Genomic DNA, 15033 nt, shown 5'->3' on the forward strand with positions numbered 1-15033 from the left:
GCTCGTCGTCGTGACCGGCGATGACCGCCGACGGACATCGGTCAGTAGCCGACGTTCACGCCGACGCTGTGGGGGAGCGCACCGAGGGTGCCGCCGAGGGTGCCCAGGAGAGTCGCCTTGACCGAGTCGACCTCGGCAAGGAGGTCCGCACTGCTGAGGGTGGTCGAGCCGACACTGACGCTGACCTGCGGGCTCACGCCGCCGGAGACGGTGTCGAGCTCGGCGTCGGAGATCTCGAGGGTCTGAACCTGGGGAGCGGAGTTCATGGGGAAACTGCCCTTCGCGTGGTGGTCCACATGGGGATGCGGTCCCGCTGGGGGGACAGGGTGCGGGCCGCGATGCGCAGGATCAAACCACGCGACGTACGGGGCATCCAGTCCGAACCCGCTCCCGGCAGGGCAGTCGAACCCGGCGGCGACCGAACCGTGTGAGTGTGCGCACGAGTTGGGTCCGGGTTCTCTACACACGGCGGCGCACAGCGGGCCGACAGGCAGCACGGCGGCCGACTCGAACCGGACAACTCGGCCCCAACGGGCCCCGCCCGCCCCGCAGTTGCGCACGCCCTGTGCAGATTCGGTCATGGATGGCGTCACGGATGGCGCCATGGGTGGCGTCACGGATGCATCCGCGCCCCCTTCACCACCTTGTCCACCCCGTTCCGCGGCCCGTACACAGCCAGCCCCACCACATCCAGCTCGGCCGTGGCGACGGCCCGCACCGCCGCCCGGTTGTCCCGGTCGTTGCCGGTGGCGAACAGGTCGGACGTGAAGACGGCGCGCGGCAGGGCGCGGGACAGCGCCCGCCCGTGGGCCGCCGTCAGCGTCTCCTTCGTCGCCTCGAAGACCATCACCGGCTGCCGGAACATCGGCAGGTACCGCACCCCGTCCGCGTCCTCGTACGCCTCCCCGATCACCTCCGGGGCCTGCGTACCCAGGCCGCTGACCAGGAAGGACGTAACGTTCAGCCGCTGCCAGGGCTCAAGGTCGTCCCGTAGCAGGACGGCGATCTTCGTGTCGAAGCGCATCGGTTCGGCGGTCGTGTCAGTGCTCATGCACCGAGACTGCCGACCGCCCTACGGCCCCGTCTTGTACGTTCTTTGCATGGCCCCGCGACAGGGCCCGGGCCGGGCCGGCCCAGGCCAACCCCGGCAGGAAGTCTCCGCGTGGCGGCCCCGCATCCCCGGTGTCGTCGAGGTCTTCCACGCCCACTTCACCGAGTACGCGTACCCGATGCACGTGCACGACGCGTGGACGCTGCTGATCGTGGACGACGGAGCCGTACGGTACGACCTCGACCGGCACGAGCACGGCACCCCGCACGACACCGTGTCCCTGCTGCCGCCGCACGTCCCGCACAACGGCTCCCCCGCCACCCCGCACGGCTTCCGCAAGCGCGTCCTCTATCTCGACGGCACGCACCTCCCGGACACCCTCATCGGTTCCGCCGTCGACCAGCCGGACCTCCGCGACCCCGAACTCCGGCTGCGCGTCGGCCAGTTGCACACCGCCCTCGACCACCCCGGCGACGAACTGGAGGCCGAGAGCCGCCTCACGCTCATCGCCGAACGACTGCACGCCCACCTACGGCCGCCCACCACCCCCACCGCCTTGGCCCCCACGCTCGCCCGCGACCTCCGCGAACTCCTCGACGAGCACGTCACCGAAGGCATCACCCTCGACGAGGCCGCCCGGCTCGTGCACGCCCATCCCGCCCATCTGGTACGGGCGTTCAGCGGCGCGTACGGCATCGCACCGCACCAGTACCTGATGTCCCGCCGCGTCGACCGCGCCCGCCGGCTCCTCCTCGACGGCCGCCCGCCGGGCGAGGTGGCGACGGTGACCGGCTTCTACGACCAGTCCCATCTCACCCGCCATTTCCGGAAGTTGGTGGGGGTCACGCCGGGGCGTTATTCACGCGACAGGCACTGACACCCCGGCTAGATTCCGCGCATGGACTGGCACGAGTGGCACGACGCCTACGACTCCCCCGATTCCTACCTGAGTCGGCGCCTGGCCCTCATCCAGGAACGGATCCGCCTCGCCCTCGACACCGCCCCGCCGGGCCCGCTCACCGCGATCAGCCTCTGCGCGGGGCAGGGCCGCGACCTGATCGGCGTCCTGGCCGACCACCCCCGAGGCCCCGAAGTCCACGCCCTGCTGGTCGAGTTGGACGAGCGGAACGTGGACGTAGCGACACGGGCGGCCCGCGCCGCCAACCTCCCCGGCGTCGAAGTCATGGCCGGAGACGCCTCGTTGACCGACCAGTACGCCGAACTCGCCCCCGCCGACCTGGTCCTGGTCTGCGGCCTCCTCGGCAACATCTCCGACGCCGACGTCGAACGCGTCCTCGACCACTGCACCGCCCTGTGCCGGACGGGCGGCACGCTGGTGTGGACCCGCAGCCGCGACATGCTCCCCGACCTCGTCCCCCAGGTCTGCGCCTGGCTGGAGGAACGCGGCTTCGAGCGCCTGTGGGTCTCGGACCCCTCGATCCCCCAGTCCGTCGGCGCCCACCGTTTCACCGGCGCACCCCGCCAACTCCCCACCGCCACCCGCATGTTCGACTTCATCGGCTACGACGTCCTGCGCCGCCGCTGAGTCATAGTTCCCGCTGCGCCTCGTACAGGTTCCGCGGCCGTACGACGCCCGTCGTGCCGTAGAGCTCCAGCCGCGCGTGCAAGTCACCGGTGAAGTCGGGAACGTCGATCTGGTCGAACTCGGTGACCGTGTTGAGGCCCACCGTGGCGCTGTACGGGGCGAGTTGGTCGATCTTCATCAGGCCCGCGCGGCCGTTGGTGACGCGGACGTTCCAGTGGGTGAAGCGGGCGCCGAAGAGCGGACCGGCGTTCGCGTCACCGCCGTGGCGGCCGTCGTTGTTCACCGTGATGTCGGTGCGGACGTTGGCGAAGGGCAGGCCGCGGTGGCTGTCGAAGGTGCCCATGCGCATGTCGCCGCGCGACCACACGTTGTACGAGGACAGGCCCTCGACGTTGATGCCGTGGAGTTGGGTGTTGGCCGGGGCCGGGACCGTGCGCTGCTCGATCGTGAAGTCCTCGATGAGGTTGTCGTGCGAGCCCTCACGGCAGAAGTAGGGGTGGTGGGAGCCGCGTCCCGCCACCGTCGTACCGCGCAGCGTGCACGCCGAGGCCGCCACCAGGCCGAAGCCGTTGTCGACGTGCCGGACCGTCACGTCGTCGAGCCAGCAGTCGTAGGCGCATTGGAGGACGACGCCGTTGTAGCCCTTGTCGAGGAGGTGGGGTTGCTGCGGGGTCTCCACCGCCTCCAGGGTGAGGCCTTCGACGCCCGAGCCCGTCAACTCCTCTATGTGGGTCGTGAGTTGAGGGTTCCACTCGGGGCGGAGGTCGAGGGGCAGCGGGCGTTCGAGCGTGACCCTGCGGCCGTGGACGTGTGCGATGCGGACGGGCCATTCGTAGGGGACGTACGACAGGAGCTTGGTCTTGTCGTCCCAGTAGTACGCCTCGGGGCCGGGGCCGCCGCCCGCCATGTGCTCCAAGAAAGTGTGGGCGGGGTCGTCGGCGAGGCGGAGCAACACCAGTTCGCCGGGCCGCAGTTGGGAGGCGTCCGCCACCGTCACCGTCCACGCGCCCTGCCGGGCCGGTTCGACGGTCGTCAACTGCCGCCATTCGTCACGCCGGTTGCCGGTCCAGCCCTCGAAGGGCCACGCCTTCGCCCTGATCGCGGCGACCAGTGAGTCCCAACGGGCCGTCGGGGCAAGCCAGATGAGGCCTCCCGCCCAGGACCACGACGACTTGTCGCCGCCGTAACGGGAGCCGTAGACGCCGATCAGTTCCGTCAGGTTCTTCGTCGCGTAGAGCTTCGTACGGTCGCTGCCGGCGCCCCTGACCACCACGTTCGAGTGGCCTACGCGGATCACGTCGTCGATGCGGAAGGTGCCGGGCGGGATGAGCACCGTGCCACCGCCGGCCCTACCGGCAGCGGCGATGGCACGGTTGATCGCGGGGGCGGAGTCGGTCACGCCGTCGGCCACGGCGCCGTACGCGCGGACGTCCAGCACGCGTGAGTGCCGGGGGTGTCGCTGCGCGCCCGCCTTTCCGATGTACGGGATCTGCGGGTGGGTGAAGGGGGTGCGGGTGAACTCCCGCCAGAGGGACGGGACTTGACCCTCAGAAACTCCGCGCCCTCCCCCGGGTCCCTGTTTCGGCAGGGGGACCGCCAAGGCCAGCGTGCTTCCGAGCAGGGTTCGTCTGGTGAGACGGGTGTGACTCATGTACGTACGTCCTCCCACGCGGCTCTTCATGGATGTGAACGACGTTCAGAAATGTGCTGGCGGTGAGCATGCCACGACGCCATCGCGCAGCGAAAGGGGTCAGTACGAGATCAGTTGGTCGGCCGCTGGGTCAGATTCGTGAACGCGTCCAGGTTCCGCGTCGACTCCCCCCGCGACACCCGCCACGCGTACTCCTTGCGGATCGCGGAGGCGAAGCCCAGCTCCAGGAGGGTGTTGAAGCTGCCGTCGGCGGCCTCCAGGACCTGGCCGAGGAGGCGGTCGATCTCGGCCTCGGTGACGGCGGACAGCGGCAGCCGGCCGGTGACGTACACGTCACCGAGCTGATCGACCGCGTAACTCACGCCGTACAGCTTGAGGTTGCGCTCCAGGAGCCAGCGGTGGACGGCCGTCTCGTTCTCGTCGGGGTGGCGGATGACGAAGGCGTTGAGCGAGAGGGAGTGGCGGCCGACGAGGAGGGAGAGGGTCGTCGACAGCTTGCGGGTGCCGGGGAGTTTGACGACGAACGTACCGAACTCCGGGCACTCCCAGTCGAGTTCGGCGCCCTTGAGGAAACCCTCGATGACCTGCGACGCCCGCTCCTGATCCGCTGCTGCCTCACCCATGGTGCGAGCGTACGTGACGGCGGTGGGCCTGCGCCGCCGCCGTGTAGACGTCCGCCGTGGCGGCGGCCGCGGTGTCCCAGCCGAAACACTGGGCGTGCTTGGCGGCGGCCTCGCCCATGCGGGGCGCGAGGTGCGGGTCGTCGGCGAGGGTGCGCAGCACGTTCGCGTACGCGGCGGGGTCGTGCCCTTGCACCAGGAAGCCGGTCTCGCCGTCGCGCACGGCGACCGGGAGGCCGCCGACCGAGGCCGCGAGCACCGGCGTACCGGCCGCCTGCGCCTCTATGGCGACCAGCCCGAAGGACTCGCTGTACGACGGCATGACCAGCACGGACGCGGCCCGGAACCAGTCCGCGAGCTGCTCCTGCCCGACCGGCGGCCGGAACCGTACGACATCCGCGATGCCCAGCCGCGCGGCCAGTTTCTGCAGGCCCTCGGGCTTGGCGAGGCCGCTGCCGCTGGGGCCGCCGACGACGGGCACGACGATGTTCGAGCGCAGCTCGGGCCGCTCGTCCAGCAACACCGCGACCGCGCGCAGCAGGACGTCCGGCGCCTTCAGGGGCTGGATGCGGCCCGCGAAGAGCGGGATCAGGGCGTCCTGCGGGAGGCCGAGGCGGGCGCGGGCGGCGGCTCGGCCGTCCGCCGGGCGGAAACGTTCGAGGTTCACGCCGGGGTGGACCACGGCGACCTTGGCGGGGTCGGCCGCGTAGTGCCGTACGAGTTCGTCGGCCTCCTCCGCCGTGTTGGCGATGAGGCGGTCGGCGGCGGAGACGATCTGGGTCTCGCCGATGACGCGGGCGGCGGGCTCGGGGGTGTCGCCGTCGGCCAGGCTGGCGTTCTTGACCTTGGCCATGGTGTGCATCGCGTGCACGAGGGGGACGCCCCAGCGCTGGGCGGCGAGCCAGCCGACGTGGCCGGAGAGCCAGTAGTGCGAGTGGACGAGGTCGTAGTAGCCGGGGCGGTGACCGGCCCACGCCTGCATCACTCCGTGCGTGAACGCGCAGAGCTGGGCGGGGAGTTCCTCCTTGGCGAGGCCCTCGTACGGGCCCGCGTCGACGTGCCGGACGAGCACGCCGGGGGCCAGTTCGACGGTCGGGGGGAGAGCGGCCGTGGTGGCGCGCGTAAAGATCTCGACCTCGATGTTGATCGCGGCGAGCCGCTGCGCGAGCTCCACGATGTAGACGTTCATGCCGCCGGCGTCGCCCGTGCCGGGCTGGTGCAGCGGTGAGGTGTGCACGGAGAGCATGGCGACACGGCGGGGTTTGCGGTGCAGCCGCAGCCGGGCGGACGAGGCCGGGGAACGCCGCCCGAGCCTGCTGCCGTACTGGCTCACGTGGCGTTCCTCCTCGCTGCGGGCATGCCTGAGGGAGGGTGTGCGGTTCCCTCCAAGGGGATGCAACGCCGAGGGCGGGATTCTCATTCCGGCGCATGAGGATTTTACCCAGCCATTGCCGGGGGTCGCTCAACCGTTCGAGGGGGCGGTGCGTTGATCCTCGTGCGGCAGGCGCGTTGGCCCCTGCTGTCAGTCAGCCCGGTCAGCCCACCGGCGACGTCGCGAAGGCGTGCCAGTACGCGGCCGCGCGGCCGGTCTGCTTGAGCAGGCGGGCCGGTTCGGGCGCGGCGGGCCATATCTGGAGCAGGTACCGGTCGTCGGTCGGCGGCTCGTCGTCCTCCCGGACGTCCTTGCTGCGGCCCGCGTCCATGCCACCGGCGGAGTACCGCACGCGGTAGTCGCGCTCCTCCAGCCCCAGCTCCCACCGGTTCTTCCCGTTCCACTGCCGCAGCACCGTCTCCTCCGACACCGGCCGGAACGGAACCTCGACGATCTCCTCCCACGTCTCGTCCAGCTCGGGCCGGCTGTCGTGCAGCTCGGCGGTGAAGTCGACGCCGCCGATGCGCAGACCGGTCAGAAGCAACAGCATCCCGTCCTGCCCGCCCCCGCAGAGCCCGACGCCGTCCTGCCCGGCGAAGGCATCGTGCAGGTCGCAGTCGCCCTCACCGCTCGCCACGAATATCTGGCCGTAGTCGACATGCACCTCGTCGCTGACAAGCACCTTCATCGGTTCCGCCCCACCCTCGGTCGACTTGATCTCCGATCCTGCCAGGCGCCACTGACAACGGGCCGGGGGGCGACGCTGTCGGCCAGTGCCCCTGCGGCGCCCCTCGTCCCGCGCCGCCTACCCTCGTACGTATGACAGCCCGCGCCACGACCCCCCGCCCCGTGGGCACGGTCACGCGCGGCACGACCAACCCCAACCGCCTCCGCCGCATGGACCGCTGGATCGCGGCGACGCACGGCGCCGAGCTGCGGCGGGCCGTCGATCCCGTCGCCGTCGACCTCGGCTACGGCGCCGCGCCCTGGACGGCCGTAGAACTGCTGGAGCGCCTCCGTACCGTCGCCCCGCACGCGCGCGTGGTCGGTGTCGAGATCGAACCGGCGCGGGTGGCGGCGGCGAAACCGTACGAGCGGGAGGGGCTGGCCTTCCGGCACGGGGGGTTCGAGATCCCGGTGCCGCAGCGGCCGTCGCTGATCCGCGCGGCGAACGTGCTGCGGCAGTACGACGAGGCGCAGGTCGCCGATGTGTGGGCGCGGCTGTGCGGACGGCTGGCGCCTGCGGGTGAGGGGTCCCGGGGCGGGCTGCTCGTCGAGGGGACCTGTGACGAGATCGGGCGGCGGCACGTGTGGGTCGCGCTCGGGCCCGAGGGACCGCGCACGGTCACCTTCGCGACGCGGCTCGGTTCCCTGGAGCGGCCGTCCGACCTCGCCGAGCGCCTCCCGAAGGCCCTCATCCACCGCAATGTCCCCGGCGAACCGGTGCACGCCTTCCTCCGCGACTTCGACCGCGCGTGGGCCGCCGCCGCGCCCTACGCCTCCTACGGCGCCCGCCAGCGCTGGATGCGCGCGGTGCGGGACCTCACGGCCGACTGGCCGGTGACGGACGGGCCGGTGCGCTGGCGGCAGGGCGAAGTGACCGTGGCCTGGGGGGCGTTGGCGCCTCGCGGGTGAATCCCGGTGCGGGTGTGGTGCGTGGGGAACGATCCCCGGCAGCCGTTCGTCACACGGACGGGGACATCGTCACGGCCCATGACCTGGAAGGAAAGGAGAGAAGTACGGGAAGTACTGCCTCTGTCGTTTTCTGTAGGGACATGGCACGATCCCCCAGGCATCCGTAAGTTACTGACGGTCAATCAGATCTGGGGGCAGGGGTATGGGAGCGGGCAGGCGAGCCCTGATCACGACGGCCATCACGGTCGTCTGCGCGGTCACCGTCCTCGCGGCACCCGGCACGGCGTTCGCGAGTCCGACGCCGACTCCGACAACAACGCCTTCGACAACCGCGTCCCCAACCCCTGTGACCAACAAGGACCTTGAGGCCGTACGCGAGAAGCTCGACGCGCTGTACCACGACGCCGCGGTCGCCACGGACGCGTACAACGCGGCCGAGGAGCAGGCCCAGAAGCAGTCCGCGGAGATCGTCGAGCTGGCCAAGAAGATCGTCAAGGGCCAGGAGAAACTGGACGAGTTGAAGGACCGCGCCGGTGCCGCGGCCCGCTCCCAGTACCGCACGGGCGGGCTCCCGGACGAGGCGCAGCTGCTGCTGAGCGACAATCCGCAGGCGTTCCTGGACGGTACGGGCCGGGTGCTCCAGGGCCAGCGCGCCACCAAGGGCCTGATCGCCGAACTGACCCGCACCCAGCAGGACTTGAAGCAGTACACCGCCGACGCCTCCACCCAGTGGCAGCAGTTGGAGAAGAACCGCCAGGCCAAGGCCGCCGCCAAGAAGAAGGTCACGACCCAGATCGCGGCGGCCGAGAAGCTCGAGTCCCAGCTGGAGAAGCAGGAGAAGGAGCGGCTGGCCAAGCTGGAGCAGCAGGCCGCACTGAAAGCACAGACCGCGTGGCTCGACACCGGCGCCCTCAAGGACGCCACCGGCACGGCGTCCGCCGCGGGAAAGGCGGCGGTGGCCTACGCGACGGCCCAGCTCGGCAAGCCGTACGAGTGGGGCGCCGAGGGCCCGTCGACGTACGACTGCTCGGGGCTGACCTCGCAGGCCTGGGCGAGCGCGGGCGACCCGATCCCGCGCACCTCGCAGGAGCAGTGGAAGCAGCTCCCGCACGTCGCCGTGAAGGACATGCGGCCCGGCGACCTCATCATCTACTTCGACGACGCCAGCCATGTCGCCATGTACATCGGCGACGGCGCGATCATCCACGCCCCGCGACCGGGGCGGACGGTGACGGTCGCGGGGGCGGGTTCGATGCCGATATTGGGTGTTGTGCGCCCGGATGCGTGAAACATCCGGTTGGTGAGTGGGGGCGGCCGGTGACCCGGGCCACGTGACCTGGCGCACGCCCCTTCCGCGCCAAACACCCGCCTGGCGTGACCTTCGTCATCCCCGGGTAAGAGCCACCCTGCCCAACTGCCGTACGGATCACGGCATATGACAGTGGCCGCCTGCCAGGCGACCTGTCTCACACCATTCCTTTACGGCGCCCACTACCGCTATGGTCCCCGTCGGTGGGTCGAGGTCCCTCGCCCCGCCGTGCCCTCGGGGGGAGGGAAGGAACCAGGACGATGCCCGCACCCATACCGCGGCAGAGAGCGATCCCGGCCGCGGAAAGTGGTCAGGCGCAGGCCGAGCCCGCGATCGGCGGTCCCACCGGAGACAGTTCCGGAGGCAGCACCGGCGACAGCTCCGCGGCGGCCTCCACGGCCGCCTCCGCAGCCGTCCCCGGAGCCACGGAGGCTCCGCGCACGCAGGACACGGTCGACGACGACACGGTCACCGCCGCCGACAAGGCGAGCGATACGCCGAGCGACAAGGCCGACGGAGGCAAGGCGGACGACCGCCCGGCCGACGCCGAGCCCCACGCTGCCCACGGCCACGGCCCCGCCCATGCCCACGGCACCCCGGCCGGTCACCTCACCCTGCTGATGATCGAGGACGACCCCGGCGGTTCGCCGGTCGTGCCCGAGCTGCTCGACCCGACCGGCAAGCCGATCCGGGTCCGCACCGCCCGCAACCTCACCGAGGCCGAGCGGCTGCTCACGGACGACGTCCACTGCATCCTGCTGGACCTCGCGCTGCCCGCCCCCGCCCGCGCGGCGGACGGCACCGACGACGAGCTCGCCGTACTCAAGCACGTACTGCGGCTCGCCCCGCACCACGCCGTCCTCGCGCTCACCGCGTCCGGCGACACCGAGCGCGGCGCCGAGGCGGTCCGCGTGGGCGCCCAGGACTATCTCTTCCGCGACGAACTGGACGGCCGGCTGCTGAGCCGCGCGATCCGCTACGCCGTGGAGCGCAAGCGCTCCGACCGTGCCGAGCGCAAGCTCACCGAGTCCAAGCTGCGCGCCCAGGAGAACGCCCGCCTCGAACGCGGCCTGCTGCCCACCCCCCTCCTGGAGGGCTCCCCGCTGCACTTCGCCGCCCGCTACCGCCCCGGCCGCTCCCGCGCGCTGCTCGGCGGCGACTTCTACGACACCGTGCGCACCCCCGACGGGACCGTGCACGCGATGATCGGCGACGTCTGCGGCCACGGCCCCGACGAGGCGGCGCTCGGTGTGGAACTCCGCATCGCCTGGCGGGCGTTGACCCTCGCGGGCCTCTGCGGCGACCAGCTCCTCGGCACGCTGCAACAGGTCCTGGAGCACGAGCGCTCCGACGACGAGATCTTCGCGACGCTCTGCACGGTCGACATCGCCCCGGACGGCCGCCGCGCGGGCCTCTGCCTGGCCGGCCACCCGTCCCCGCTGCTCGCCTGCCCCGGCCGCCCGGCCGAACTCCTCCCCTACGACAACAACGGCCCCGCCCTCGGCCTGCTCCCCGGCGCCCGCTGGCCCCGGATGCAGGTCGAACTGGGCGCCGAGTGGAGCCTGATGCTCTACACCGACGGCCTGATCGAGGGCCGTGTCGGAGAGGGCCGGCGCGAACGGCTCGGCCAGGACGGCATGGTGGCCATGGTCCGCCGCCAGCTCGCCGAGGGCCTGCGGGGCGAGGAACTGCTCCGGGCCGCGGTCAACGAGGTCCGCGACCTCAACGGCGGCGAGCTGACGGACGACGTGGCGGTACTGATGCTGGACCGGACGCCGTAACGCCGAGTCCTCGGCCTGGGCTTCAGCGGCCGCCGTTGTACGGGCCGTAGGGGCCGTCGCTGCTGGAGCCGCCGCTTCGGCGGCCGCCGCCCGAGACCTGCTTCAGCGCGGGCCGGACGTCCACGATGTAGACGATGCTCGCGACCGCGCCCGCGATGGGCAGCATCGCCAGCACCGAGAACAGGTAGCTCACCACGAGGGTGATGCCCAGGATGATCAGCCAGAAGACCTTGTTCTGCTTGCCTGCGGCGCGGAAGGCGTCCTCACGCCGGAACGCGGCGTCGGCCAGCCCGAAGGCGGCCAGGCCCATGAGGAGGATCTTCAAGAGACCCAGGAACCCCGCGAAGCCCAACATCAGCATGCTTGCCCACCGCCCGCTCTCTTCCGACACCTACGCGGCCACCGTACCCGTAGAACGGGCCGGGCATCCCGAAGGTGCCCGGCCCGTATCCGTATCCGTACCCGCGTGCTACTTGGCGGGCGGAGTCGTCTTCTTGGCGGTGGTCTTGCGGGCCGGAGCCTTCTTCGCGGCGGGCTTCTTCGCCGGGGCGGGCGCGGCGGCGGCCGGGGCCGGGGTCTCGGCCTTCACCACGACGGGCTCGGCCACGGGCGCGGGCGTCGGGTCGGGCTCGACCGCGACGGCCAGCTCCTCGATCTCGTCGGCCGCCTCGCCGCGCCAGGTCTTCACGGCCTGCTCGCCGTGCTCGGCGACCTTCTCGTACGCCTCGCGGGCCTTGACGGCGTACTCGGCGGCGACGCCGACACCGCGCAGCGCGAAGTCCTGGGCGGACTCGCCGAACTTCTTCAGGTCGGCGTCGAGCGTGCTGCTGAGCTTCTTGAAGTCACCGTCGAGGCTGGTGATGAACTCGTTGACCTTGGTCTGGAAGGTCTCCTGCGCCTCCTTGGCCTTGGCGCCGGCCTCCTTCGCACGGGCGGCGGCCTTCTCCTGCACGGCCTTCGGGTCGGTGCCGCGCACGGCGTCGATCCGGGCCGGCGCCTCGGCGCGCAGCTGCTCGACCAGGCCGGGAACCTTCTTGGCCTGCTGGAGCGCGAGGTCGGCGGTGCCGGCGGCGAAGTAGAGGGGGGTGGGGTCGCTCAGGGTCTTGCGCAGGTCATCGGTGATGGCCATGGTGATGGTCCTCCCGGTTGCTATCAGCTGAGGGTTTTGTGTTGTGTACGTCCGCGGGTCAACCGGCGGTCTCGTGCGGCGCGGCACTGTCGCCGCCGTCGGCAACACCGGGGCCGATGCCCTCTCCCCCGTCGGCGATCTCGAACCCGTTCTCCTTGCGGAAGGACTCGTAGATCTGAAGCAGCACCTGCTTCTGCCGTTCGGTGAGCGTGGGATCGGCGAGGATGACCGCACGTGTCTCGACCTCGTCCCGGTCCCGCTCGGCGTCGAGGATGCCGGCCCGCACGTACAGCGTCTCGGCGGAGATCCGCAGGGCCTTGGCGACCTGCTGCAACACCTCCGCGCTCGGCTTGCGCAGCCCGCGCTCGATCTGGCTCAGATACGGATTCGACACCCCGGCGGCATCGGCGAGCTGCCGCAGGGACAGCTGCGCGTTGCGCCGCTGCTCACGCAGATACTCACCGAGATTGCCGACGTTGAGCGTTGCCATGCCTCCACCTTGCACCACCGCCGCTAACTATTGCAAGCACCTGCTTGCAAAAGTGCGCTGCGCCACTCGTCGCCGACTCACCCGCGACGGAACTACGCACAACAACCTCAGCGTCCATCCCGACAGACAAGATCACGGATGGCAACGGAGGCCCGGGACATGACCGACACAGCCACGCGCTACCTCTACCTCGCCCGGCACGGTGAGGCGTCAGAAGATGAGACGACCCTGACGGACAGCGGCCGGCGCCAAGCCGTCCTGCTCGGTGAACGGCTCCGGAGCGCCCCGCTCTCGGCGATACACCACGGGCCGCTGCCTCGGGCGCGGCAGACGGCCCAGCTGATCGGCGCGCAACTCGACGCCGTCCCCCTGCACCCGTCGGAACTGGCCGGCGACTACGTCCCCTACGTACCCACGAAGGAGGAGTTCCCGCCGGACTCGGCGGAAGCCATGCTCAGCTTCCTCGCCCAGTTTCCGGAAGAGGAGCGCAACCGTGGTCCGGCACTGGCCCGGGAAGCCCTCGCGGAATTCACCGGCCCGGTCGACGGAGACCGCCCCCGCCATGAACTCGTCGTCACCCACAACTTCCTCATCGGCTGGCTGATCCGAGCCGTCATCGACGCACCCGAGTGGCGCTGGATGGGCCTCAACCACGCCAACGCGGCGCTGACGGTCATCCGCTACGCACCCGGCAGGCCGTCCGCCATGCTCTTCTACAACGACATGCGCCACCTGCCCGCAGACCTGCGCTGGACCGGCTTCCCACCCGAACTCCACATCTGACCAAGAAGGCCGCCGGCCCGGCTGTACGACGGGCACGGCGGCCTTCGCCGGGAAGTCACCGTCCGCTCTCCTTGACCTGAAGCGCGATTGAGCTTCTAGCGTGCCTCCTGGTTGATCATCCGACGACGGGAGAGCGCACTCATGATGCTCGTGACTGGAGCCACCGGAAACATAGGCCGTGCCCTGCTGACGGAACTGCAGGCGTGCGACGCCGGCCCGCTGCGAGGCCTGACCCGCGATCCCGCACGGGCCGCCTTCCCCGAAGGGGTCGAGGCCGTGGCGGGTGACTTGGCGCGGCCGGCGTCGTTGAAGTCCGCGCTGGCGGGGGCGAGTTCGCTGTTCCTCGTGTCGCGGCTGGGCCCGGACGCCGACATCCTCGAAGCCGCCCGGCAGGCGGGCGTGGCACACGTGGTGCTCGTATCGTCGATCACCGCCCGCACCCACCCGCACCTGGGCCCCGCCCGCGAGAACCTGGCGGTGGAGCGACTGCTCAAGGACAGCGGCATGGCCTGGACGATCCTGCGACCGACGCAGTTCGCTTCGAACACCCTGATGTGGGCGCCCGCCGTCCGCGCACACGAGGTCGTCCACGCCCCCTACGCGGACACCGCACTCCCCACCATCCACCCTGCGGACATCGCGTCGGTGGCCCGAGCGGCACTGACCGAACCCGGCCACCACGGCGGTACGTACGCCTTGACCGGCCCCGAACCGATCACCCCCCGCCAGCAGATCGCGGCCATCGCGACGGCCCTGGGCCGGGACGTTCCCTTCACCGAGATCAGCCGCGGCCAGGCCCACGCCCAACTGGCCCCGCTCTTCGGCCCCGAGGCCGCGGACGCGGTGCTCGACGTCACCGGCGGAGACGTCAACGGCGAACTGCTGACGGTGCGCGACACGGTGTCCCGGGTCACCGGAACTCCGGCCCGGACGTTCCGGCAGTGGGCTGTGGAGAACGCCGGCGCCTTCCGTTGAGACGATCGGCCGACGTCCGTCACGCCCTCGACACCGGGCAACCGGGCACCTGCCTCAGCCTCCACCGGCATCCGCATCCCCCCGACTCCCAAGGCAACCCCCTGACGCCAACGCCCGCGCCGTATCCGCGAAGTACTGCTCGTCCGCGTCGGGAGCGAGGCCGAGGGTGACGCCCTGGGTGAGGCCGACGAACAGGGCTCGGAGTGCGGTGGTCAGGCGTTGGGCCTGGGGTGCTGTCACGGTGGTGCCGTTGTGCGATCTGCCGGTGAACAGCGCGACGAGGTGGCTCTCCTGCGACCGTACGGACGTGGCGAGTTGGGCCCCGAGATCCGGATCGTGCAGGGCCATGTCCAGCAGGGTTATCTGCAGTGACAGGCGCGGCAGCGCGTCGGGGCCCTCGCAACCGCGCCGGTAGTGCCGGGCGAAGGCATCCACCGCTTCGAGGAGATCGAGCCCGGCGGGCACCACCTGCTCGATCTCCTCGTAGTACGGCCGCAGATAGTCGGCGACGAGGGCGACCACCAAGCCGTTCTTGCTGCCGAACAGGGAGTAGATGGCGCCGGTGGTCACGTCGGCGCGCTCCGCGATCTCCTCCAGCCTCGCCCGGTACCCGTCCCGCGACACGACCTGGAACGCGGCGTCCAGCAGGGCCCGGCGGTTGCGTTCCCTGGACTGCGCTCTCGTCATTCTC

General features: G+C 71.0%; 17 protein-coding genes. 7 read left to right on the plus strand and 10 right to left on the minus strand.

Features of this window, described 5'->3' with window-relative positions; all coding sequences use genetic code 11:
- Positions 1 to 41: 41 nt before the first annotated feature.
- A complete protein-coding gene (locus ACIBK4_RS20945; RefSeq protein ID WP_398996233.1) occupies positions 42 to 266 on the minus strand; it encodes a hypothetical protein in 225 nt (74 codons plus the stop codon).
- 347 nt (positions 267 to 613) lie between these two features.
- A complete protein-coding gene (locus tag ACIBK4_RS20950; protein ID WP_398996234.1) occupies positions 614 to 1051 on the minus strand; it encodes a DUF2000 family protein in 438 nt (145 codons plus the stop codon).
- 49 nt (positions 1052 to 1100) lie between these two features.
- On the opposite strand from ACIBK4_RS20950, the gene ACIBK4_RS20955 reads away from it, so the two are divergent.
- On the plus strand, positions 1101 to 1928 hold the full coding sequence (locus ACIBK4_RS20955) for an AraC family transcriptional regulator (RefSeq protein WP_398996235.1): 828 nt from the start codon (positions 1101 to 1103) through the stop codon (positions 1926 to 1928).
- 21 nt (positions 1929 to 1949) lie between these two features.
- Positions 1950 to 2597 carry a methyltransferase domain-containing protein gene (locus ACIBK4_RS20960; RefSeq protein ID WP_398996236.1) on the plus strand — a complete coding sequence of 216 codons (648 nt, stop codon included), beginning with the start codon at positions 1950 to 1952 and terminating at the stop codon, positions 2595 to 2597.
- 1 nt (position 2598) lies between these two features.
- Here the strand turns inward: ACIBK4_RS20960 and ACIBK4_RS20965 are convergent, their stop codons facing one another.
- The 4 genes from ACIBK4_RS20965 to ACIBK4_RS20980 all read right to left on the minus strand — a co-directional run bounded on the left by ACIBK4_RS20965 (position 2599) and on the right by ACIBK4_RS20980 (position 6928).
- Positions 2599 to 4248 carry a glycosyl hydrolase family 28-related protein gene (locus ACIBK4_RS20965; RefSeq protein ID WP_398996237.1) on the minus strand — a complete coding sequence of 550 codons (1650 nt, stop codon included), beginning with the start codon at positions 4246 to 4248 and terminating at the stop codon, positions 2599 to 2601.
- 110 nt (positions 4249 to 4358) lie between these two features.
- Positions 4359 to 4871 carry a YbjN domain-containing protein gene (locus ACIBK4_RS20970; RefSeq protein WP_398996238.1) on the minus strand — a complete coding sequence of 171 codons (513 nt, stop codon included), beginning with the start codon at positions 4869 to 4871 and terminating at the stop codon, positions 4359 to 4361.
- Positions 4864 to 6201 (minus strand): D-inositol-3-phosphate glycosyltransferase, encoded by a 1338-nt coding sequence (mshA, locus tag ACIBK4_RS20975; protein WP_398996239.1) that lies wholly within the window; start codon positions 6199 to 6201, stop codon positions 4864 to 4866. Before mshA ends, ACIBK4_RS20970 begins: the two co-directional genes overlap by 8 nt.
- A 202-nt stretch (positions 6202 to 6403) precedes the next feature.
- On the minus strand, positions 6404 to 6928 hold the full coding sequence (locus ACIBK4_RS20980; RefSeq protein ID WP_398996240.1) for a hypothetical protein: 525 nt from the start codon (positions 6926 to 6928) through the stop codon (positions 6404 to 6406).
- Between the two features lie 131 nt (positions 6929 to 7059).
- On the opposite strand from ACIBK4_RS20980, the gene ACIBK4_RS20985 reads away from it, so the two are divergent.
- From ACIBK4_RS20985 to ACIBK4_RS20995, 3 genes are all read left to right on the plus strand, one after another.
- Complete coding sequence (locus ACIBK4_RS20985) at positions 7060 to 7875, plus strand: class I SAM-dependent methyltransferase (protein ID WP_398996241.1); 816 nt, start codon at positions 7060 to 7062, stop codon at positions 7873 to 7875.
- Positions 7876 to 8077: 202 nt separating this feature from the next.
- Entirely contained in the window at positions 8078 to 9163 is a 1086-nt protein-coding gene (locus tag ACIBK4_RS20990; RefSeq protein ID WP_398996242.1) for an NlpC/P60 family protein, read from the plus strand.
- 281 nt (positions 9164 to 9444) lie between these two features.
- Positions 9445 to 10965 (plus strand): PP2C family protein-serine/threonine phosphatase, encoded by a 1521-nt coding sequence (locus tag ACIBK4_RS20995; RefSeq protein WP_398996243.1) that lies wholly within the window; start codon positions 9445 to 9447, stop codon positions 10963 to 10965.
- A 22-nt stretch (positions 10966 to 10987) separates the two neighbouring features.
- On the opposite strand, the gene ACIBK4_RS21000 is transcribed toward ACIBK4_RS20995, so the two are convergent.
- The 3 genes from ACIBK4_RS21000 to ACIBK4_RS21010 all read right to left on the minus strand — a co-directional run bounded on the left by ACIBK4_RS21000 (position 10988) and on the right by ACIBK4_RS21010 (position 12584).
- Complete coding sequence (locus ACIBK4_RS21000; RefSeq protein WP_398996450.1) at positions 10988 to 11326, minus strand: DUF2516 family protein; 339 nt, start codon at positions 11324 to 11326, stop codon at positions 10988 to 10990.
- Positions 11327 to 11434: 108 nt separating this feature from the next.
- Complete coding sequence (locus ACIBK4_RS21005) at positions 11435 to 12094, minus strand: hypothetical protein (RefSeq protein WP_398996244.1); 660 nt, start codon at positions 12092 to 12094, stop codon at positions 11435 to 11437.
- A 58-nt stretch (positions 12095 to 12152) separates the two neighbouring features.
- Complete coding sequence (locus ACIBK4_RS21010) at positions 12153 to 12584, minus strand: helix-turn-helix domain-containing protein (protein WP_398996245.1); 432 nt, start codon at positions 12582 to 12584, stop codon at positions 12153 to 12155.
- Positions 12585 to 12743: 159 nt separating this feature from the next.
- On the opposite strand from ACIBK4_RS21010, the gene ACIBK4_RS21015 reads away from it, so the two are divergent.
- Both ACIBK4_RS21015 and ACIBK4_RS21020 read left to right on the plus strand, forming a co-directional pair.
- Positions 12744 to 13367, plus strand: a complete 624-nt coding sequence (locus ACIBK4_RS21015; RefSeq protein ID WP_398996246.1) for a histidine phosphatase family protein — start codon at positions 12744 to 12746, stop codon at positions 13365 to 13367.
- A gap of 141 nt (positions 13368 to 13508) precedes the next feature.
- Entirely contained in the window at positions 13509 to 14342 is an 834-nt protein-coding gene (locus tag ACIBK4_RS21020; RefSeq protein WP_398996247.1) for an NAD(P)H-binding protein, read from the plus strand.
- Between the two features lie 54 nt (positions 14343 to 14396).
- Here the strand turns inward: ACIBK4_RS21020 and ACIBK4_RS21025 are convergent, their stop codons facing one another.
- Positions 14397 to 15029 (minus strand): TetR/AcrR family transcriptional regulator, encoded by a 633-nt coding sequence (locus ACIBK4_RS21025; protein WP_398996248.1) that lies wholly within the window; start codon positions 15027 to 15029, stop codon positions 14397 to 14399.
- Positions 15030 to 15033 lie beyond the last annotated feature (4 nt).

The sequence above is a fragment of the Streptomyces sp. NPDC050528 genome, assembly GCF_044457795.1.
Taxonomy (GTDB): domain Bacteria; phylum Actinomycetota; class Actinomycetes; order Streptomycetales; family Streptomycetaceae; genus Streptomyces.